Genomic DNA, 22022 nt, shown 5'->3' on the forward strand with positions numbered 1-22022 from the left:
CAAGGGGCATATCGAGAAAAGAACTGGTGCTTAACTATTTATTCTTAATTTTCTATTTTTATTAATGACATATTTACATTATACGGTCTGTTTCCTTTAGTTTTCATTCCTTCAGTTGCGGCTCCAATACTGTCAAACTTATCATAATAGATATAATAATTGCTAGTATTAACATCATAAAAGAAATCTACATTATTACGCCCAGAAGCAATGACTTTCTTAAGAAATTCATCCCTTTTTGCTAGATCGTTATGAACAGCAATCACAAGGAAATAACCATCTTCGACATTGTTTACATTCTTTAATATCTTAATATTTTCACTCTGTTTTTCACCAAAGTCAAAATCAGAAGCTTTGAATGGTGTGCTTGTTAGAGCCGTGTTCTCCTTTAAACTTTTTAAGACTGCCCTGTCCTGAGTATATCGCTTTTCTTCATTATCAAATGCCGCACGCTTAATTCTTCTTCTTCTCTCAAATTCTGTTGCTACTCTAATAGTTTCAAGTTGTGCATCTAAACTTGCTTTAGTCTGGATTGCTTTTAGTTGTTCTGCCGTTAATCTTTTAATTTCTTTTTTATAATAGAGCATAACCACATCGTTGGTCAATGTATCGGCTTGGTAATTGTCTTCATATAAAGATTTAAGTTCTTCGATTTTTTGATTTCTATCTTCAATTATTTTGTCCAAATCTGCTTTTATAGCTTTTAGTTCATTGTTTTCGGCTGTAATACTTTTAAATGGTTTTGGAGCGACAGCAATACCTTTTTCGCTTAAATCATTTTCTTCTTTTAAATCCCTAAGCGTTTGGTCTTTAGATATTACAACTTCATTTAATCTTTGAAGTAATATATTCTGCTCGGCTTCCGACTGTTTGGCTTGTTGGTCTAAACTATATAACGCTTTGCCAACAGCATCTTGCGGATTAGAAATTAATTCTTGTTCGGCTAATTTGTCGATTTCTAATTGCGCTTGCCCCTCCGCTTCTTCTTTTACTTTTCTTTCTTCTTCTAGGATGGCTTGTTGTTGTGCTAATGCATTCGCTTTTTCTTCGGCATCAATTTTAGCTTGCTCTTCCAATACTAACTTAGCAGCAATTTCAGTTTGCTTTTGTTCTTCTAAAAGTTTAGCATCAGCTTCCTCTATTGCTTTCTGTTCTTGTTCAGCTTTTAACTGTGCCTCTGCCAATTCTTTAGCTTTCTGCTCTTCCAATAATTTTGCTTGTGCTTCAGCTGCAGCTTGTTTTTTTGCATCTTCTTGCTGTTGCTTTTCAATTGCTATAGCTTCGGCCTCTTCTTTAGCTTTTTGTTCGGCTAATAATTTGGCTTTTGCTTCAGCGTCTTTCTGTTCTTGGGCTTTTTGAGCTGCTATCGTAGCACGAGCTTTTTGTTTGGCGGTTTCAACTCTTTGAGCTTCTACTTGAGCTGCCAATCTTTCTTTTTCGTCTGCTTCCTCTTTTGCCTTTTGTTCAGCAGCTATTCTAGCTATTTCTTCAGCTTCAATTTGGGCTTTAGCTATTTTTTCAGCTTCCAATTTTTTTAATGCTTCTCCAGACTGATTCGTTTTATCCTCTTCATTAGCTTCTTTATTCGTGTCTCTTGAGGCAACTGTTGTAGTGTTATTTTTTCTATTTGAATTTCTCCTTCTGGAAGATGCTCTTCGTGGCTTCATTCCTGAGAAGATTCCTGCTACTTCTTCCTCATTACTATAATCAAAATTTCTATTGTTTTGGAACCTATACGCCAAGGATATCTCATGGGAAGGGCCAAAAACATTTAAGTCTCCTAATGGTGTTTCGTAATTATACTCAAGTGCAATAGAATTAGTAATGTTAAGCCCAACACCTCCAGATGCACCAAATACTGTATTGAAGCCCAATTGAGCCCAAATACCTTTTGGCACAGTTACCATTGCCATGGCAGAAATAATGGTTTCGTCTGTTTTGAACTCTGATCGCAACAATCCTGAAAACTTACTCTCATCGAAAAAACCTCTACTATTTATAAAGCCAGTATACATGATATGACCTTGAATACCCTGTTCTGGATTTTCTTCTATTAGTTTTGAGGTATTAAAATTGTATGTGACTAGGTTATTTATAGACACCCCAAAATCGAAAAAATCTGTTCCATAATTTATACCAGGATTTACCGTCATCAAAAAGTTAGATGGTACGTTTTGTAACGATGGGTCTTCAAAATTAGTTACAGTTTTAGAAGTATTAATACCACTACTGTAGGCAGCCATGTTAAGACCAAAGGTTAGATTGCTAAATCGTGATAATTGTGCATTGTATGCAAAATTGAAAACACCGCCAAAGGTGGTCAGCACGCCATAATTTTGTTGAAAAAAGCCAACACCAGCTCCAATATTTTCACCAAATCTACCAGCAAAACTGGCTAAATAAGTTTCAGGAGCATTATCAAACTGTACCCATTCTCTTTTGTTGGTAATAGATATATATTTGGTCTGTTCCCTTACAAAACTAAATGTTGGATTCATCACAAATCGATTAAGCGTTAACGAGTTTCTAACTGGAATACTAAGCGCAACCACACCATCATCTTCTTGAGTTTGGAGCATCTGTGTAACACAGAGAAAGATTAGTATGGTTAGCGTTATTTTCACTTTACTTTATGATAGTTATAGATCCTTTTTTAGTTTTATTATCTGCCGTGGTTATCACGTAATAGTATATTTGGTTTACATTGTTAGTTTCCAAATCGTTTTCTGGCCAATTATTTTGATAATCATTGGTTTTAAAAATCACTTTTCCTCTGTTGGTTAAAATCATGACTTCAGTATTGGTGCCACTGACAAATTGTTGTGGAATCACCCAGGTATCATTAATCATATCACCATTGGGACTAATAACATTTGGAATTTGATCCACATCTGGAAATGGGTCTGCGGCTTCCTCAATAGTAAAATCGTATTGTACCGCTCCGTTACAACCTGCAGTTTCCGAAATGACCACACTGTAGTTTCCAAAATTTGAAGCCAAATATGTTTCAGTTGTTGCGTCAGTAATTAATTGATTCCCCAAATACCATTCAAACACAGGGTTTTGAGCCGATGCAGTTACAATAACTTCTAAATTACTGCCGGATTCTAAGTAATTGATTTCTGGTATATTAATGGAACTTTCAAACAATTCGCTAATCAAATTAATTGAACCTGCGGCTTCGCAACTTCCTAAATCTACCTCCACAGAAAAAACACCCGATTCATTAGTCTGGTACATTTGGTCAGTAGCATCTGGAATAGCAATACCGTCTTTAAACCATTGGTAAGAGTTACCGCCAATAGTACTTAATGTCGTCAAACCTTGTTCGGGACAATAAGGATTTCCTAAACTTGAAACAATTGTAGCATTTGCATTGCCAGAGGTGACTTCACTAATAGTTACTCGGTTTGAAAACGAGTTGGAAGTACATGTGCCATAATTTGTTTCTACAAAGTAAGTACCTTCTGTGCTGACATTTAATTCTGGGCCTTCCTCCACAAATTCCGAAGTGGTAGGACTTGTTTCCCTATACCAATAAAATGTAAGTGAAGGGTAGAGCAGTGGCGAATCGTTAGAATCTCTTCCTGGATTATCAATAGTCAATAAATAACTACCGCCAGAACAATACGCACCAGTCGAAACTAAATTGTTTATGGTAAAAGGTGAATCTTGCACTTTATAATAAGCTGCAAATGATATTGAACCAGCACTAGTAGCTTCTGGAGCCGTACTTTTTATTCTAATTCTGTAGCCTTCTCCTGCAGAGTTTTCTGGTATCGAAAAATTTAAAGTAGCTGGTGATGTGGTTATAGAACCTGCTGTAGATGTGTAAAGAATTGTCGCATTGGTAAAATCGCCCGTAGCGTCAGACATTTCAACAATAAATTGATTTGTAGCTTGTGCTGCTGATTCTGGGGAAAATACAAATGTAGCACTGTAGTCGTTAAATGATTCACTAGCACAAGCCTGAGTAAAACCCAAATTAGGAGTACCTATAACCATTTGTGCGCTTAATTGTTTTTGGAAAACAAAAAAGCACCATAGGAAAATAAGTTTATTAAGCGTAGAATTCGAGTTCATTTAATTTAGGTTGTAGTTGTCTATCCTATACGCGTCTGGTTAAAAATTAAAGAATTAAAGTCAGTTCATTAATCTTCGTCTGGATCGTCATAGTCTTCATAGTCATTTGAAGCTATGATTCTATTGATTCTTAATCTAAAGTCTGGTTGTCTGCTATTGCTAGCATCAATAAATGTTTCAGAATCTGGACCTTTGGAATAAACATTATCAAAGGCGCGGCTACCATACCAGCTTTCCAGATCTTCATTATTGCTGTTATATTTAGAGAAGATGTTCCCATTACAATTATTGAAATAGGTCTTGTTAAAATTAATTTTCTCAAGATTTTGAGCATTAATCATTATTTTTTCGTCTAAAATAACCGCTGGACTAAATCCAGAAATCACACTATTGCTAATTGTGAAGTGAGTATCTACACCTATATAAATAGCTTCTTGCACTAATCCAATCTTAATATCAGACTCTAGATCGTTGGAAATATTTACCATTGTAAGATTTTCTGCAAAAACACGGCTTTCCTTTTTTGCAATATTCATGTTTTCTTCTTGGTCATAAGATTTAATTGACAGTACTTTAGACCCATCCGGACTAGAGATGTAAGGAGATCTGACAGCTAGGGAATTAAGAATGTTGCACTGAGCACCATAATTAAATTGATAATCATTTTGACTTGACCTAAATGAAATAAGTTTTACCAATATCAAATCACCACCCATAATATTGAAGGAATCTCCTTCGCAATAGCTCACCATTACATTATAGATTGTAGTATCACGACCCACGCCTGCTAAAGTTAATCCATTAAAATTGCCAAAATCACGAGTTTTCTTACCAGCAAATTCAATACGTACATATTTTAATATACCGGAATTGCTATTGGGATTATCACCGCCAAAACTAATGTCGCTTGTTGAGTTAGGCTTTAAGCCAAAATTTAAAGAGGTCTCATTTCCAAAAGTGTTAATAGGAGCATCTCCTAGAATAAATAATCCGCCCCAATCGCCTTCTTTTTTATCACTTCGACTAGATGTGAAAACTATTGGATCTGTAGGTGTGCCTTCTGCAATGATCTGAGAATTTTTACTTATTGTAAGAGAACCTTTAGTCTTGAAATCACCAATAATTACAGTGCCTGGCTCAATAGTTAAAATAGCGTTGTTGGTTACAAACACATCGCCAATCAATAAATAGATATCTTTTTTGAAAAGCTTGGTGTCTTTATCAATATTACCGCTTATGATTTGGGTAGGTTTACCATAAACCGCCTGATTAGGCTTAAATTCTGTCCATGTATCCAACCAATTATCGTATCCCGTAATTCCTTTTTCCTGTTGTGCATTCAGAGTACTAAATACCAATAGAAGTGTTAGTAAACTCAGCGTAATTTTTTTCATAATAGGTTAATTTATTATTTAGATTTTTGGGCAATCTATCTATATGAATCAAACATAGTACATAATCCCACGAAATACAAATTATATCGATGAAATACACAAATTAATAAGATGATACAGAACTTTTCTTACATTTTTTATCCATTTCTAGGTTTTAAATGAAAATATTAGACTCTGAGAATGAAAAAACCTTAACAATTACTTGTTAAGGTCTCTTAAGATTAAGCGGTAAAGTAGTAAAGTTTAGTTCTTCTTAAAATCGTTATAAGTATGTAATGATTTTAGCGTCTCTTCATAAAATAAAATTGCCGAAATTAAATCTGACGTATCAGAGTATGGCAAAATTTTCTTTTGAAATTCTATAGTACTATCAAAATATGTGGTTGAAGCTTCAATATTATCTTCCAATGCCTTTTTATTTTCTTTTGTATCTGGGATGCCTAAGGTGGACATCGTAATTCCAGGTTTAGTTGCAAAAGCAATATTAGGTAGTATATTTACAATTACTTCAATACGTTCTATATATAAAACTAATAGCTCACCTTTAGGCATATTCTCTAAAGCCTCACGACTATGATACTTCGAAATATTGACTTTTCCACTGATTATACTTTGGGATTCGTTCTTTTTTTGAGCAAAACCTATACTGACCATTAAGATAAAAAAGGCACTTAAAAGAGTAAGTTTTGTATTCATAATTTAGGGATTTAGGTTCATGTTTGTGCAACAAATCTATACATTAAATTAAAAAATCCAACTTATTTCACTTATTTTTTTAAGATTATTTTATAATGTAAAATGCATATTTTGCGGATAAACTGCGTCTTTAGCGGATAAAATGCGTTTTTTATAGACGTAATGCATTTTTCTGATTTTCGATTTTTTAAGTGTATTTGAATAGCAAAAAATAGATTTTTATAATTTTTTGACACCCTATAAACGTATAAATACTTCGAATTTGTCTCTTTTATAATGAGAGCATATTTTCAAAATTTGGTAAATCTGTCATCCTACTTTAAAGGCTTATAACTTATTGTTATCTATATTTCAGCTTCATTTCGTCGAAATAATCGAGCACTTCCATACGCTTTAACCTTAAATTTAGTCATTCGTATGGTTTATAGTGGTTTATGAAATTTATAAAAGAAATTTGATCAATCCCAAACTCTTTATTTCATGAAAACTCGCTCTTACTTTTTAAAATTTGTCATTCTTTTAGGCGTTTTTAATTTTATAAATGCACAATCTTCGGATGGTTCCAATGGTATAAATCAAATAAACCCTATATATGATTATTTGGGTCAGAAGATAAGTAATACGGCTACAATTCCTGATTTTCAATCAAAATCAGATCAACTTAAAATTACTGGTACCATATATAAAAGCGATGGTGTTACACCTGCTAAAAATGTAGTACTCTATATTGAGCAAGCTGATGAACATGGTGATTTTGACTTGAGAAACGAAAAAGAAAACCGTTACGTTTACAATAGAGCATGGATAAAAACAAATGAGGATGGTAAGTACACATTTTACACATATGTTCCTGGTAACGATAGAAGATTTAATCAATTTCAACAGATTTTTCCTGTAGTTATAGATGAAAATCAAAATACTTATGAAATCGGTACTTACCTTTTTGATCAAGATCCATTGCTCTCGAGAGCTTGTCGAAAAAAAATCGCAAAAAAGGATGATCCAACAAGAATATTAAAACTGCAAAAAGTCGAAAGTTTATTTACCGCAAAACGGGATATAGTTTTACCAGAAAATATTGGTAAAGAAAAAGTAGCATCTAAATAAATAGCATTATCATCTAGAGCAAAAGGCATCATAAATTTATGATGCCTTTTTAGTTTAAATTATAAAAGAAGTTTAAAGCCTAAAAGAAACAAAGGGAATTAAAAGATTTTTACATCTTAATTCCCTTTGAAATCATAATTCCTTCAGTTGGCATTATCCGACGAAGTGCAATGGGTATATTTTCAGCTGTCTAACTTAAGCACCCCAATTATGATATAATAAATATACAGAATAATCTAATTGAATCAAAGCATTTTAACATTCTTTAAATATTAATTTATGGTTTTATTTCTAACCATTTGAAATCATAATAGATTTTGTATTCACAAATTCCTTCATACCAAATCCTCCGTGTTCTCTACCGTAACCAGAATCCTTAACACCACCAAATGGCATATTAGGTTCTGCTAGACCAAAAGAATTTATGAATATCATACCTGTGTCAAAATACTTTTCAGCCAATTCGGCGGCTTTTTCTTCATCTTTAGAAAATATTCCTCCTCCAAGACCAAATCTACTATCGTTTGCTATTCTCATAGCGTCGTCTGTATCTTTAGCTTTAATCAATGAAGCCACAGGCCCAAAAAGTTCATCGTCATAAGCTGGCTGCCCAGGCTCTACTTGTTCTAAAACTGTTGCTGGGTAATAATAGCCTTCACCATCAGGCATTTCGCCACCACAAAGAATTTTTGCACCTTTAACAACACTGTTTTGTACTTGTTCATGAAGTTTCTCACGTAAATCCTCACGTGCCATCGGTCCCATATCTGATGATTCTTTTGTTGGGTCACCAATTTTAATATCTGACATGGCTTTTACAAATGCTTCCTTAAAATCATCATAAATTGCCTCTACAGCAATAAAACGCTTTGCTGCAATACATGTTTCGCCATTGTTGTAGATTCTTCCTTGAACACATTTTTTCACCGCAACATCTAAATCTGCATCATCTAATATGATATATGCGTCATTACTTCCCAACTCCAAAACCGTCTTTTTCAATTCAGCACCAGCTTTTTCACCGATGGTTTTTCCTGCACCAGGACTACCTGTAAGGGTAACACCTCTTACCAATTTATGCTTTATGAGCTCATCGGATTGGTTGTGGCTAATTATCACAACCTTAAATAATCCTTCTGGCAAACCTGCTGTTTCAAAAATAGTTTCAAGTAATAGGGCAGTGCCAGTAACATTAGCGGCATGTTTTAGCAAAACAGCATTACCAGCCATTAAATTTACAATGGCATATCTAATAACTTGATAAGCTGGATAGTTCCAGGGTTGGATGCCGTATATAATTCCTATAGGCGAGTAGGTAATTATGCCTTTCCCACCATCGGATAGTTCACGTTCCTCGTTTTTAAGGACCTCTGGACCCTGTTTGGCCGTGTATTCACAAATTCCGGAACAAAGTTTAATTTCTTGATGACTTTGCTTAATCAATTTACCCATTTCATTGGTCATGAGCTCAGCTAATTCAGACTTGTAATTTTGAAGTTCTTTACCAATATTTTTAATGACCTCACCGCGCTCTTTGTGCGATTTCTTCTTCCATTCTAAAAATGCTTGATGAGAATTTTGAACAATTTCTTCAATTTGATCACTATTCATCTCATTATAAGAAGATAATTTCTTTCCATTAGCCGGATTTGTTGTTTCAATCGTTTTTTTATCTGTTGTAGTTTCCATAGTATCTTTTTTAATTATTTTTTTATTTCTGTTCACTTGGTACAATATACACATCATTAATATTGACGCGGTCTGGTTGTGATAATGCATAATAGATAGCATTTGCAATATCCTCGGATTCTAAGGTGTTCATACTCATCATATCAGACATTTTATCTTTAATGTCTTCGTCTGTAATAGTATCGGTAAGATTGGTTGCAACAGCACCAGGTTCTATTGATGTCACATTAATCCCGTGTTCTGGAGCAAGTTCTTGTCTCAATCCTTCAGAAAACATTTTTACTGCCGATTTTGTTGCACAGTATACTGCACCACCTGGAAAATAGCGATGTGCCGCCATAGACGAAATATTTATGATATCTCCTCCCTTATTTTCAATAAGTTTTGGTAGAACTGAAGACACGCCGTTTAAAACACCTTTAATATTTACATCTACCATTTTGTCCCACTCATCAGTTTTTAACTTTTCAATGAATGAAAGAGGCATCAATCCAGCATTGTTAATTAATCCATCTACTTTACCATATTCTGATACTGCCTTTGAAACTACATCTTCAAAATCTTTTTTCTTAGTCACATCACCAGATGCTACCAATGCTTTTCCTCCAGATTTTTCAATATCGTTCTTTAGGTTATTCAACTTATCCTCAGTTCTAGCCATGAGAACCACTTTAGCACCTTCTCCGGCCAGTTTTTTTGCTGTTGCCTCACCGATTCCGCTGGATGCTCCAGTGATTATTATTACTCTGTTATCTAATGTCATATTTATTATTTTTTTATTAAGATTTCTTTAAATATCCCTTAAATAACTGGTTAAGGTTAACCCAATAATATTTTATGTTGACGTATTCACTAATCCATCAATTTATTATGTAAGTCGCTATTATTAAGAGTAATATTTTTTTCATAAGAGATAAGTCTACAAGAGAGCGGCTTGTATTTTTAGTGTGAATCACATAAAAACAAATAAAATGATAAAGCCAAGAACAAAAACACCTAATCTAGAAATTGATTTAGTCAATGATACCAGATGGGATCTGAGCGAACAGACACCGAAAAATTTTACGATGATTGTTTTTTACAGAGGCAAACATTGTCCGGTTTGCAAAAAGCAGCTGGAAGAGCTTCAGCAAAAACTAAGCAAATTCACTGAACGTGGAATTAATGTAATTGCTATAAGCTCTGATACCGAAAAGGTCGCAAAGGCCACGTATGACGATTGGGATATTGCCGATATTCCTATTGGATTTGAATTTCCTATTGAGGAAGCCAGAAAATGGGGTCTTTTTATTTCCGAAGGCATTAATGATGAGCCGAAACACTTTACAGAACCAGGTCTATTTTTATTAGATAAAGATCAGAAAGTGTACTGGGAAACCATCCAATCCATGCCATTTGGCCGACCAAGTTTTAACGATGTTCTTAGCGGAGTTGACTACATCTTAAAAGAAGATTATCCAGCAAGGGGAGAAGCTTAGTTGTATATTTGAAAGTGGAAAAATTTAAATTTAATCATTTACCCAAGCTTTTAATAAAAACGGGAAAGGAGTGGTTTGATGGAGAACCCTTTCAGCGAAGTGCTATTGTCGCATATTACTCCATTTTATCGCTTCCTGCTCTCATAATTATTATCTTAAAAATTGTAGGTAGCTTTTGGGAAGAAGAAATTGTACAAGGCGAATTACTTGGAGAAATTTCAAAAGCTCTTGGGCCGGAAACCGCTAGGTCTATAAAAGAAATCATAGAAAGTCATGGAGGTGAAACTACTTCTATATTCGCCACAATTGTTGGAATTGCCACTTTAATTTATGGGGCAACAGCTGTGTTTTTTCAAGTTCAAACAGCACTTGATGACATTTGGAACGCAAAGTCCCCTTATAAAAATAATATTGTATCGATTTTAATGAATCGTATTAAAAGCTTTGGGTTTATATTGATTATTGGCTTCCTGCTTCTTACAAGTTTCGTTTTGACATCAATATTAAGCACCTTTAGCAATAGGTTAGAACGATTTCTTCCCGAACACCTTTTCGAATACATATTTGTATTTGATATATTAATCTCCTTAGGATTAATTTACATGATCTTTGCATCCATGTTTAAATATCTCCCGTCGCTTCATATACCTTGGAAATCGGTAAGGATTGGTGCAGCGTTAACCACCATTCTTTTTATGATTGGTAAATACGTCTTAGCATTTTATTTTAATACCATGGAGCCAGGCTCCACTTATGGTGCTGCAGGATCGATTATTTTAATTATGCTTTGGGTATCTTACTCTAATCTCATATTGCTATTTGGAGCCTATTTCACAAAAACTTACGCGGAGTGCTACACTAATTTTAAAACCAAAACCATCTAAATATGTCTTTATTACAAGATAATACCTCTGAAACTTTAGCAAAATCTATAGAAAATTATTACGACAAACTGATTACGGCTCTTCCTAGAATAGCACTCAGTATTTTTGTAATAATTGCTGGTATTTTAATAGCAAAAGCCATTACTAATTTTTACAAAAGCCGTATTCTAAAGAAGGCCCAAGATCCTTTAATGGCAAGATTTCTGGCTCAAGCTATTAAAATCACATTAACCCTCATAGCCATTATGCTAGCGTTGCAAGTTGCAGGTTTAGATGGCGTTGCTACGGGACTCTTAACAGCTGCAGGAGGTGCCGCCATAATTTTGGGTTTTGCGTTTCAGGATATTGGGAAAAACTTTTTAGCTGGAATTATATTAGCTTTTAATCGTCCATTTAATATTAATGATACAATTAAAGTAGATAATTTATTCGGAAAGGTTAAGGCTTTAAATTTCAGATTTATGCACATTAAAACTTTTGATGGTCGGGATATTTACATTCCTAATAGTGATGTGCTCACAAAACCAGTAGAAAACTATACAGCTGACGGATTTTATAGAAACGATTTTGTAGTTGGAATTGGTTATGAAGATGATATTGATGGTGCCAAAAAAATAATTCATGAAATACTTGATGCAAATACAGATATTGTTCATGACCAAGACCATGAAAATTTTGTATTTGAAGATGAACTTACTGCTAGCACAGTCAATTTAAAGGTCTACTTTTGGGTAGATACTTTTGACTATCGCAAGTCTGCTATTATTATTCGTGGCAATATTATTCGAAAAGTGAAGGAAACACTCGATGAGAAAGGATTTAACCTTCCAGCGGACATTAAGGAACTTAAATTATATGGTAATGAAGAGGACATTCCATTGAGAGTTAGGAAAGATCCAAGGGATGTTGAAAATGAGAATCGAAAAAACAATGAGAGCTAATCTGTCTTTAAACCTCTGGTTCTGCTTATTGCAATACCAATAATTTTTAGAATAACATTGATTAATTTAAGAGCAAGAACAAAAGAGCAATACATTAAATTAATTAACATTGAGAGGTTTAATACTTAAATGAGCTAAAATCAATTGTTGTAAATTACCAAACAATATCACATTCATAATAATTATTATATCCTTATTTATTTAGAAAATTCGTGAAGCTATTCATTAAAATTAGGATTACTAAAGTTAGCTTTTTATTTTTCCTCATCAGCTTTTTGTCATTTGGATATGTTAATGCACATATTTCTGATGGGCATGTCGTGATTGAGAGAAAAGCCTACGCATTATTAAAAGCACAAAAACCTAAGGGTAGCTTACCCAATGGAGAAACGATGTTTCAATTTTTGGTGGCAAATGGTTTTATTAAGGATAATGACGAGGCAAATAGTGCTTATCCAGATTTGGATTTAGGAAGGCAGTTTTTGTCCGATAGACAAATTTATCATTTTATGGCAAGTAGCCATTATGTAATGGAGGCGCTGAGGAAATATGATGATGTCGAAATGCAAAAAGCGTATATACTCAAAAAAGCCCTTCCTGATTGTTTAAATATGGTATATACCTTATTAAGGGAAACCATTGACAATCCTGTAGGTGCGAGCGAAGCTGGCCGAGGCATATATGTTCTAATGCATGCCATTACAGATTCATACTCTAGAGAACACACCATCCGAGACTCCAAGACATTCGACCTTATAAATATTAAAAGCTGGCAATTGTCACGTTTATTTTGGCCAAAAGCAGCCAAGCAACCAGAACCGAAAAAAGAAGACTATGTAGAGACCATGGTTTTTTTACATTCAATAGAGGGCCTGGCAGATGAAGAATGGGAGTATGATGGTGGTGAACTTAAACCTGAAGCTATTGCTGCTGCAAACGCCATTAAAGAGTTGTTGGTGACAATTTATATTGCAAAAAACGCAAACGACAATATTGATGGTTTAATTACTGCTTATATGAGTAAACATTTTAAACCAAAAATTGCAGTGACGGAAAATGATAATTTTCGATTTCGCAATGATAATACAGTTCTGAAACTTAGTTACGATATAGGTTACGCAAATAATCAAAATGTACTAAAATTAGATCGATATCCTTTATTCTCGCACATGTTATATGCTCAAAACGGCTTAAATGATACTGAGAGAAGTTCCTTTGGGTATGAGGTGGGTTATCATGTTACACCTAGAGCAGCGTTTTCTTCAACCTCTTTTTTTCAACGTTTGCCGTACGGTTTTACGATGGCCGTTAATGAGAATACCAGAATTTTAAAAAACACTAATTTCTTTGAGTCTCTACAATTAAAAGCTACTGCAAAGGTTGCTATATACCTGCCTTTGCGAAATTTAGTGCTAGAGCCAAAAATCGGTTATGGTCTAACACCATTATATGAGCAGGCTTCAAATTCTGGTTTTATCACAGGTTTTGATATAGCGTTTAACTTAGGACGAGACAATAACAGAGCACGGACGAAGCGTTTTGCAATAGGTTATGAGTATGACAGTTCAGGCCTGCATTCTTACAATAGTATTTTACTAAAAATAGGCTATAACAGTTGGCAAGGTCGTACAATAAAAAAGTAAATCACTCATATTTGTTTAATGTTTTGTTAATTATGTTAAACAAAATAGGTTTTTTAGTACCTTTCAAAAAAATAACTAAAAAACCACATCATGAAAACTATTAAAAAATTAAGTATTTTATTATTGGCTTCTTTATTTTTCTATGCTTGCGAGGAAAAAAAGAAACAAGAAAACGAAACCGTTAAAACTGAAGAAGTAGCAGAAGTAATGGAAGTAGAGGAGACTGATCCAAATATTGTAGAAGTAGCCTCTGGAAATGACAATTTTTCTACTTTAGTTGCAGCTGTAGGTGCTGCCGATTTAGCAGGTACATTAAGCGGAGATGGTCCATTTACAGTATTTGCACCTACTAATGATGCATTTGCAAAATTACCTGATGGTACTGTAGATACCTTGTTAAAACCAGAAAACAAAAATACATTAACAAGTATTTTGACTTACCACGTGGTTTCTGGGGCATACGATGCTGCCGCAGTAATTGATGCCATTAATAAGAATAATGGAAAATTTACTGTAACCACAGTTAATGGAGGAATGATTGACCTAAGCATCAAAGATGGTAATGTAATGCTTACAGATGCCAAAGGCGGCATGGCTCAAGTTATAATGGCGGACGTACCTGCTTCAAACGGTGTTATACATGCCATAGACAATGTAGTTATGCCCAAATAATCTTAAGAAATAATTAGTAAAGAAAACCAATGTAATTTTTACATTGGTTTTTTTGTTAAAAAACAAATGGTAATAACCATGCCCAAATAGGTGCAGTTATAAAACCAGCAAGAATATCTATGATCTGTTCTTTGGTAGTATTGGTACCACCATTTTTTTTCTGAAAATATTCTAAAGCAACAACCATAATTAAGCAGATGCCCAATCCAACCCATTGATTAAATAAGACAATAGAAATTGCGATAATAATAAAGTTGATAAAATATCCCCAAGCAAAGTGGACATACTTGTCATGATTCTCTTTTGACTCCCGCTGTCTTTTAGCGAGAAATTTAACTAAGAAAGTAAGCTTCATTCTATTGTATCTTGTGTTATTAAGACATAAAAATTACATTTCACTTTTTTGTACCTAAACCTTCACCACCATTTTTCCTTTGTTTTTACCATCAAACAAATCTATAAATGCTTGTGGAATATTCTCAAAACCTTCAACAATCGTCTCAGAATACGTTAGTTTTTCTTCTGCCAACCATTTAGATAATTGATTGATGCCTTCAGGGAATTTTTCTTCAAAATTAGAAACGATAAAGCCTTGCATTGATGCGCTGTTTTTAATTAAGAATGGGCGCACACTAATGCTTTTTGGAGTTTCGGTTTCATTGTAAACCGCTATGGCGCCACAATTTACGGTTCTGGCAAATTTATTTATATTGAATAATACGGCATCTGAAATCTCACCACCAACATTGTCAAAATACACATCCACACCGTTTGGTGCAGCTTCATTAATTGCAGCTTTCATGTCCTCAGTAGTATTATAATTGATACCTGCATCAAAACCAAATTTGGTTTTCAGCATTTCTACTTTTTCGTCTGTACCTGCGATTCCGACCACTCTTAATCCCTTAATTTTTCCTATTTGTCCTACCACACTTCCCACTGCGCCTGCAGCTCCGGAAATAACTAAAGTTTCTCCTTCCTTAGGTTTTCCGATTTCGGTTAAACCAAAATAAGCAGTTAATCCTGTCATTCCCAAAATACCCAAGTAAGCACTTAAATCTGCCTTGGATGAATCTACTTTATGAAGTCCTTTGCCATTAGAAATTTGTTGTGTCTTCCAATCCAACATCCCAGATACATGGTCACCTTTTTCAAACTTGTCATTTTTAGATTCCAGTACTTTTGCAATTACACCAGAATTTATAGGCTTATTGAGTTCAAAAGGTTCTACATAAGATTTAGCATCTCTCATTCTTCCTCTCAAATAAGGGTCTACGGAAACGTAAAGTGTCTCTAAAAGCAATTCCCCATCTTTAATGGTTAAGTTTTTATCTTCTTTTTTAAACTCAAAATCCGAAAGTTTAGGTTTTCCCGCTGGTCTGTTTTTTAGTAAAATAGTTTGTATCATAATGTTTGTGGTAATAGAATTAATATTTTATTCAAGCACAATTATTGTACTTAAATTTTTAACGTTTAGTGAAATAACAAAAAGGATGGCTGTAGTTTAGATTTAAACGGTAGTCTCACAAAAATATAGAAAATTAAACCTTATTATTTGCTTTTAACAAAGGTTTATCTGTTATGTTTTCAATTTGATTTATTAGAATATAATATGATTGTAATTAAGGTAGTTTGGTATTAATTTATTAAATTTAAAACTATCATTTTAGAATAAATTTATGCTCCCACAACATTGTTTATTAATTCAAATTCCACATGGCACACCAATGCCTGGCGAAGGTAAAACTTTAGATTTTTCAGATCCGTTTGAGGTGATTGTCTATGTAATTCTTCCAATTCTGCTTATTGTATTTTATCTTATTTGGAGGAAGAAGAAAAGAAAAAACAAATAGTCATTAGAAATTGATAATTAGATCATCTAATATTCCTAATATTTTTATCGTAACTATTTTATGTTTAATTATTTAAAACTCTATATTTTTACTAAAGGTTCAAGATAATCCCAAACCGTATTGGCTATAATTTCATGACCTCTAGAAGTGGGATGAATGCCGTCATTTTGATTCAATTCTTTAATACCTCCAACATTTTCCAAAATAAACGGAATAAAAACGACATCATTCTTTTCCGCTAAATCCGCATACATCTCCTTAAACTCCGTAGTGTAATCCTGACCCATATTAGGTGGCAATTGCATACCCGCTAAAATAATTGCTGTATTTGAATCTTTTTGATTTACAGCATCTATAATGGCTTGCAAATTTTTGCGTGTTTCTGATAGCGGTACACCTCGTAAACCATCGTTGGCGCCAAGTTCCAACACAAACACATTAATATCTTGATTTAAAATCCAATCAATACGACTTCTGCCACCAGAAGACGTTTCACCACTCACACCTGAATTCACTACAGTATAATTCAAATTCAAAGAATCAATTTTTTCTTGAATCAACGCTGGAAAAGCATCATCAGTAGTATCCAATCCATAACCTGCCGTGATGCTATCACCAAAAAACAGAATAGTTTTGGTGTCCGTGGATTTTGAATTCTCGTTTTCTTCGACAGCAACCGTCTCAACATCTTCACTATTTTGTTTGTTGGAATTGTTGCCACAAGAAATCAAGAACAAGCTAAACACCATAAAATAACAAAACTTTAAGATTTTCTGTGCGTTCAAAGCGAGGGCATTCGAAACCAATTGTTTATTTTGAGCATCATTCATAAGTAGCATAAAATTTATAATTACATGTCAAAGATATTAAAGATAAATGGTCTTGAGAAAACCTATACAAGTGGTGCAAAACAATTAACAGTTCTGCAAAATATAACTTTCGATGTTGAAAAAGGGCAGACCTTTTCCATCGTTGGTCCTTCAGGCAGTGGAAAAACAACGCTTTTGGGATTGTGTGCTGGATTGGACACACCAAATGCAGGAAATGTAGAATTGTGTGGCCATGACCTCAATACACTAAATGAAGATGAGCGCGCCCAATTGCGAAATAGGGAAGTGGGTTTTATTTTCCAAAATTTTCAATTATTGCCAACGCTTACGACTTTGGAAAATGTAAGTGTACCATTAGAATTACAAGGAGCGAAGCAAGCCGCAAAACGTGGTATGGAACTTTTAGCTCAAGTTGGGTTGGCAGACCGTTTCCATCACTATCCCTCACAACTTTCGGGTGGTGAACAACAGCGTGTGGCATTGGCAAGAGCATTTTCAAATTCTCCGTCTATTTTATTTGCTGATGAGCCCACAGGAAATCTGGATGATGAAACGGGCGAAAAAGTGATTAAATTATTATTCGATTTAAACAAGGCATCAAATACAACTTTGGTTATCGTGACGCACGATCTGGATTTAGCCAACCGCACACAACAGATTTTACGACTTAAAGGAGGCGAAATTATAACCAATCAACCTACTGTTACACATTGAAAACAAAAGACTTCTCTTCAAAATTAAATTTGCCGTGGTTATTTAAAATGGCATGGCGAGATGCAAAAGCTAGTCGTGCGCGATTGTTATTGTTTACTGCATCAATTATACTGGGAATTGCCGCTGTGGTTTCCATTCAATTATTTCGCGATAACCTTCAGGATAATATTCAAAGTCAATCCAAATCATTAATGGGTGCCGATTATCTCATTGATATTGACGAAACACCCAATGAACGTGCTCAAGCTATTATCGATTCTTTAAATCCTGTAGCATCTGAAGTCAATTTTGTATCCATGGTTGCCTTTCCGAAAAATGGAGGCACCAAATTAGCACGCGTTCGTGGGATTGAAGGCCCTTTTCCAGTATATGGAAAAATGGAAACTCAACCAGAGCAAGCTTCTTCCACTTATCAAGAAGAAGGTGGCGCTTTAGTGGACGCTACTTTACTTTTGCAATATGGTATTAAGCCTGGAGATTCCATCAAAGTAGGTGAGTTGACGCTGCCCATTGTTGGGTCTTTAAGCAGTATGCCGGGAAATTCCGCTGTGACTTCTTCCGTTGCGCCACCAGTTGTTATTCCGAATCGATTAGTTGCAAAGACTAATTTATTGCAATTCGGCAGTCGAAAAGAATACCAATATTTTTATAAGGCTACACCAGAAACAGATCTCATAGAACTGGAAAATGTTATAGAACCGATGCTCGATGCAGAGCGTGCCGACTTGGATACACATACAAGTACAAGTCGAAGATTGGGAAGACGTTATGAGAATATGGGCAAATTCCTCAATCTGGTCGCCTTTATTGCTTTGTTATTGGGCTGTGTTGGTATTGCTAGTTCTGTTCATATTTATATCAGAGAGAAGTTAAAGCATATCGCAGTATTGAAATGTTTAGGAGCATCAAGAAAACAGAGTTTTTTGATTTATCTCATTCAAATTGCCGGAATCGGAATTTTAGGGGGTGTTTTGGGCGGAGGAATTGGAATAGGTATTCAAGAATCCTTTCCTTATATATTAAAAGATTTTTTACCTTTTGATGTCGAAATCACAATAACTACCCAGCCAATTATTATGGGAGTGGTGCTTGGTTTCTTAATTGCTGTACTATTCGCATTATTATCATTACTCAATACATGGTATGTCTCGCCGTTGCAGGCGTTACGCATAAGTGACACTAGTGGTTCAAAAAAACCTAAACAAGCCAAACGTATTGTATTTACCATTATCATTATTTTTCTATTTCTATTCTCCTATTGGTTGTTGAGAGATGTGACTTACGCCATGGGTTTTGTTGTAGGGATGCTCATCACCTTTGCCATTTTAGCAGGAATTGCGACTTTAACCATGAAAATGATAAAGGCATGGTTTCCTAAAACTTGGGGCTATACTACTAGACAAAGTCTATTGAATCTCTTTAGACCTAATAACCAAACATTGGTGCTTATAGTAGCTATTGGTTTGGGTACGTTTTTAATCAGCACGTTATACTTTACGAAGGACATATTACTTTCGAAGACTGCAGTTGGCGACAGTTCCAATTCGGCAAATATGATCATGTTGGATGTACAACCGAAACAAACTGAAGCCATAGCGAAGACCATTACAGATAACGAATTAGAGGTTATTGATAATATTCCATTGGTGACGATGCGAATTCATAGTGTCAAAGGTCTGGATGCGAAAGCAGAAGAACAGGATAGCACTGTACAAATAAGAGGTTGGATTTATAATCACGAATTCAGAACGACATATCGGGATCATTTGATGGCCTCCGAAGAAGTGATAGCAGGTCAATGGACTCCAGAGGTAAGTAATGACGATGTTATTCCTATTTCGATTTCAGAGAATGTAGCTGAAGATGCTAACGTTACCGTAGGAGATAAAATGGTATTCAATGTACAAGGCGTACTTATGGAAACTGTTGTTGGCAGTATTCGTATGGTGGATTGGGGACAATTGCAACTTAACTTCAACATTCTATTTCCAAAAGGTGTACTAGAAAATGCGCCTCAGTTTAAAGTGCTTTCCACAAAAGCACCAACTGAAGCAAGTTCAGCGCAACTACAACGTGAAATTGTTTCTAATTTTCCCAATGTCACCATCATAGATTTAAGACAGGTGTTTACGATTGTAGAAGATATTTTAGGTAAGGTATCTTGGATCATCAATTTTATGGCATTTTTTAGCATTATCACTGGTGTTATTGTGTTGATTGGTTCTGTGCGTACCAGCAAGCATCAACGTATAAAAGAAAGTGTATTGCTTAGAACTTTAGGTGCAAAGAACAACCAAATATTAAAAATTTCTGCTTTAGAGTATCTGCTGCTTGGAATCGTTGGAAGTTTAGTTGGAATCGTATTGGCTTTGGTTAGTACATTACTGTTAGCACTGTTTGTGTTTAAAGAACCGTTTGTGCCTTCTGCTATTCCATTCTTGATATTTCTACCAGCAATTTCTCTTTTGGTTTTAGCAATTGGGCTGAGCAATATACGAGGTGTTTTGAGTAGCTCACCTTTGGAAGTGTTGAGACGTGAAGCCTAATTTATTTTTTTTATTAGCAGCTATTTTTGCAACAAAATGAATTTATAATTTAAAATCATTTCACTGTGCAAAAAATATACAATTGTTTTAGCTCTTAATAATTCGATGTGTTTGTGTGACTAAACACAAAAAAGATGCTATCTTTAGATAGAATCAATCTTATAAACCATGCTGAAAAACGTATTACTAGAACGTGACATTTACGCATCAGAAGAACACAAAATGATGCGACAAATGATTCAGGATTTCATTCAAAATGAAATGATTGATGAAACTGAGGAATGGGAGAAGAACGGCATGGTCAGTAGAGCCATTTGGGAACGAGCAGGAGAACTAGGTTTACTCTGCATTGATGTGCCAGAAAAATACGGAGGAAGTGGACTGGACTTCAGTTTTAGTGCTCTGTTAATTGAAGAAATGAATAAAGAAGGCATTACTGGACCTGGATTTTCCTTGCACTCCGATATTGTAGCACCGTATCTTTTAAAATATGGTACTGAAGACCAAAAGCAAAAATATCTTCCACAAATGGCTACCGGAAAAATAATTACTTCCATAGGCATGACTGAACCCAATTGCGGTAGTGATTTAAAAGCTTTAAGAACTACAGCTGCAGATAAAGGTGACCATTATGTGGTTAATGGACAAAAAACCTTTATCACTAATGGCTATATGTGCGATATGTCTATTGTCGCCGTAAAAACAAATTCCGGAACTAAAAAAGAAGGTGTTTCATTATTAATAATCGAAGCAGAACTTGAAGGTTTTACAAAAGGTGTCCCTTTCAAAAAAATTGGACTGAAAGCACAAGATACGTGCGAATTATTCTTTGATAATGTCAAAGTTCCCAAAGAAAATCTATTGGGCGAAGAGGGAATGGGATTTAAAATAATGATGACAGAATTAGCGCGAGAGCGATTGTCCGTAGCACTTGCTGCCATCGGTGGAGCAGAAGGTGCTATAGAAAAAACGATTGCATACACTTCTACAAGAAAGGCATTCAAAAAAACAATTGCCGAATTCCAGAACACACAATTTAAACTTGCCGAATGCACCACACAATTACAGCTCAATCAAGCTTTTATTGACCGTTGTATTCGCTTGGTTGACAACCATAAGCTTACTGCTGAAAATGCATCTATAGCAAAATATGCAGCAACCGAAATGCATGGTAAAGTTGTTGATGAATGCTTGCAATTATTTGGAGGTTATGGTTATATGTGGGATTATCCAATTGCACGTATGCACGCAGACAATAGAGTCGCTCGTATATATGCTGGTACAAATGAAATCATGAAAGTATTGATTGCTCGTGGTTTATTTAAATAGGCATTAAAAATATAGAAGAATAAAACAAATCTAATTAGGTGTGTATATGAATTTGTTTATAAAAAATGAGAGAATTTCACTTTGCCCTAAATCGATATATTCAGATAATGTAATCTCAAAACAATGCATCGTTTGTTAGAAATATTAGTAATTTGTGCTTTTA

At 34.7% G+C, this 22022-nt stretch carries 19 protein-coding genes; 10 read left to right on the top strand and 9 right to left on the bottom strand.

What is annotated here, in order from left to right; genetic code table 11:
* Positions 1-44 precede the first annotated feature (44 nt).
* The 4 genes from HM983_RS08385 to HM983_RS08400 form a co-directional block, all read right to left on the bottom strand.
* Positions 45-2624, bottom strand: a complete 2580-nt coding sequence (locus HM983_RS08385) for a PorP/SprF family type IX secretion system membrane protein (protein ID WP_179344970.1) — start codon at positions 2622-2624, stop codon at positions 45-47.
* Between the two features lies 1 nt (position 2625).
* The gene (locus tag HM983_RS08390; protein ID WP_179344971.1) at positions 2626-4083 is read right to left on the bottom strand and encodes a T9SS type B sorting domain-containing protein; all 1458 of its coding nucleotides are present in this window, start codon (positions 4081-4083) and stop codon (positions 2626-2628) included.
* 68 nt (positions 4084-4151) lie between these two features.
* Positions 4152-5477 (bottom strand): hypothetical protein, encoded by a 1326-nt coding sequence (locus HM983_RS08395; protein WP_179344972.1) that lies wholly within the window; start codon positions 5475-5477, stop codon positions 4152-4154.
* Positions 5478-5720: 243 nt separating this feature from the next.
* Positions 5721-6173: a hypothetical protein gene (locus HM983_RS08400; RefSeq protein ID WP_179344973.1), complete on the bottom strand. Its 453-nt coding sequence runs from the start codon at positions 6171-6173 to the stop codon at positions 5721-5723.
* A 480-nt stretch (positions 6174-6653) separates the two neighbouring features.
* On the opposite strand from HM983_RS08400, the gene HM983_RS08405 reads away from it, so the two are divergent.
* A complete protein-coding gene (locus HM983_RS08405; protein ID WP_179344974.1) occupies positions 6654-7280 on the top strand; it encodes a peptidase associated/transthyretin-like domain-containing protein in 627 nt (208 codons plus the stop codon).
* Positions 7281-7571: 291 nt separating this feature from the next.
* Here HM983_RS08405 and HM983_RS08410 read toward each other — a convergent pair whose 3' ends face one another.
* Both HM983_RS08410 and HM983_RS08415 read right to left on the bottom strand, forming a co-directional pair.
* Positions 7572-8969: an NAD-dependent succinate-semialdehyde dehydrogenase gene (locus HM983_RS08410; protein WP_179344975.1), complete on the bottom strand. Its 1398-nt coding sequence runs from the start codon at positions 8967-8969 to the stop codon at positions 7572-7574.
* Between the two features lie 22 nt (positions 8970-8991).
* Positions 8992-9732 (bottom strand): SDR family oxidoreductase, encoded by a 741-nt coding sequence (locus HM983_RS08415; RefSeq protein ID WP_179344976.1) that lies wholly within the window; start codon positions 9730-9732, stop codon positions 8992-8994.
* A gap of 208 nt (positions 9733-9940) precedes the next feature.
* On the opposite strand from HM983_RS08415, the gene HM983_RS08420 reads away from it, so the two are divergent.
* The 5 genes from HM983_RS08420 to HM983_RS08440 all read left to right on the top strand — a co-directional run bounded on the left by HM983_RS08420 (position 9941) and on the right by HM983_RS08440 (position 14587).
* Positions 9941-10447, top strand: coding sequence for a peroxiredoxin-like family protein (locus HM983_RS08420; RefSeq protein WP_179344977.1), 507 nt, complete (start codon positions 9941-9943; stop codon positions 10445-10447).
* A gap of 14 nt (positions 10448-10461) precedes the next feature.
* Entirely contained in the window at positions 10462-11331 is an 870-nt protein-coding gene (locus tag HM983_RS08425) for a YihY/virulence factor BrkB family protein (protein ID WP_317166957.1), read from the top strand.
* A gap of 2 nt (positions 11332-11333) precedes the next feature.
* Entirely contained in the window at positions 11334-12272 is a 939-nt protein-coding gene (locus HM983_RS08430; RefSeq protein ID WP_179344979.1) for a mechanosensitive ion channel family protein, read from the top strand.
* Positions 12273-12484: 212 nt separating this feature from the next.
* Entirely contained in the window at positions 12485-13915 is a 1431-nt protein-coding gene (locus HM983_RS08435) for a hypothetical protein (RefSeq protein WP_179344980.1), read from the top strand.
* Between the two features lie 90 nt (positions 13916-14005).
* Positions 14006-14587 carry a fasciclin domain-containing protein gene (locus HM983_RS08440; RefSeq protein WP_179344981.1) on the top strand — a complete coding sequence of 194 codons (582 nt, stop codon included), beginning with the start codon at positions 14006-14008 and terminating at the stop codon, positions 14585-14587.
* 55 nt (positions 14588-14642) lie between these two features.
* Here HM983_RS08440 and HM983_RS08445 read toward each other — a convergent pair whose 3' ends face one another.
* Positions 14643-14942, bottom strand: a complete 300-nt coding sequence (locus HM983_RS08445) for a hypothetical protein (RefSeq protein ID WP_179344982.1) — start codon at positions 14940-14942, stop codon at positions 14643-14645.
* Between the two features lie 54 nt (positions 14943-14996).
* A complete protein-coding gene (locus HM983_RS08450) occupies positions 14997-15995 on the bottom strand; it encodes an NADP-dependent oxidoreductase (RefSeq protein ID WP_179344983.1) in 999 nt (332 codons plus the stop codon).
* Between the two features lie 271 nt (positions 15996-16266).
* On the opposite strand from HM983_RS08450, the gene HM983_RS08455 reads away from it, so the two are divergent.
* A complete protein-coding gene (locus HM983_RS08455) occupies positions 16267-16440 on the top strand; it encodes an adenylosuccinate synthetase (RefSeq protein ID WP_179344984.1) in 174 nt (57 codons plus the stop codon).
* A gap of 80 nt (positions 16441-16520) precedes the next feature.
* On the opposite strand, the gene HM983_RS08460 is transcribed toward HM983_RS08455, so the two are convergent.
* Positions 16521-17270 carry an arylesterase gene (locus HM983_RS08460; RefSeq protein ID WP_179344985.1) on the bottom strand — a complete coding sequence of 250 codons (750 nt, stop codon included), beginning with the start codon at positions 17268-17270 and terminating at the stop codon, positions 16521-16523.
* A 24-nt stretch (positions 17271-17294) separates the two neighbouring features.
* Here HM983_RS08460 and HM983_RS08465 point away from each other — a divergent pair, with 24 nt between their 5' ends.
* From HM983_RS08465 to HM983_RS08475, 3 genes are all read left to right on the top strand, one after another.
* A complete protein-coding gene (locus HM983_RS08465; RefSeq protein ID WP_179344986.1) occupies positions 17295-17984 on the top strand; it encodes an ABC transporter ATP-binding protein in 690 nt (229 codons plus the stop codon).
* A 47-nt stretch (positions 17985-18031) separates the two neighbouring features.
* Positions 18032-20530, top strand: coding sequence for an ABC transporter permease (locus HM983_RS08470; RefSeq protein ID WP_179345340.1), 2499 nt, complete (start codon positions 18032-18034; stop codon positions 20528-20530).
* Positions 20531-20698: 168 nt separating this feature from the next.
* Entirely contained in the window at positions 20699-21859 is a 1161-nt protein-coding gene (locus tag HM983_RS08475) for an acyl-CoA dehydrogenase family protein (protein ID WP_179344987.1), read from the top strand.
* Positions 21860-22022 lie beyond the last annotated feature (163 nt).

The sequence above is a fragment of the Winogradskyella ursingii genome (genome assembly GCF_013403975.1).
In the GTDB taxonomy this organism is placed as follows: domain Bacteria; phylum Bacteroidota; class Bacteroidia; order Flavobacteriales; family Flavobacteriaceae; genus Winogradskyella; species Winogradskyella ursingii.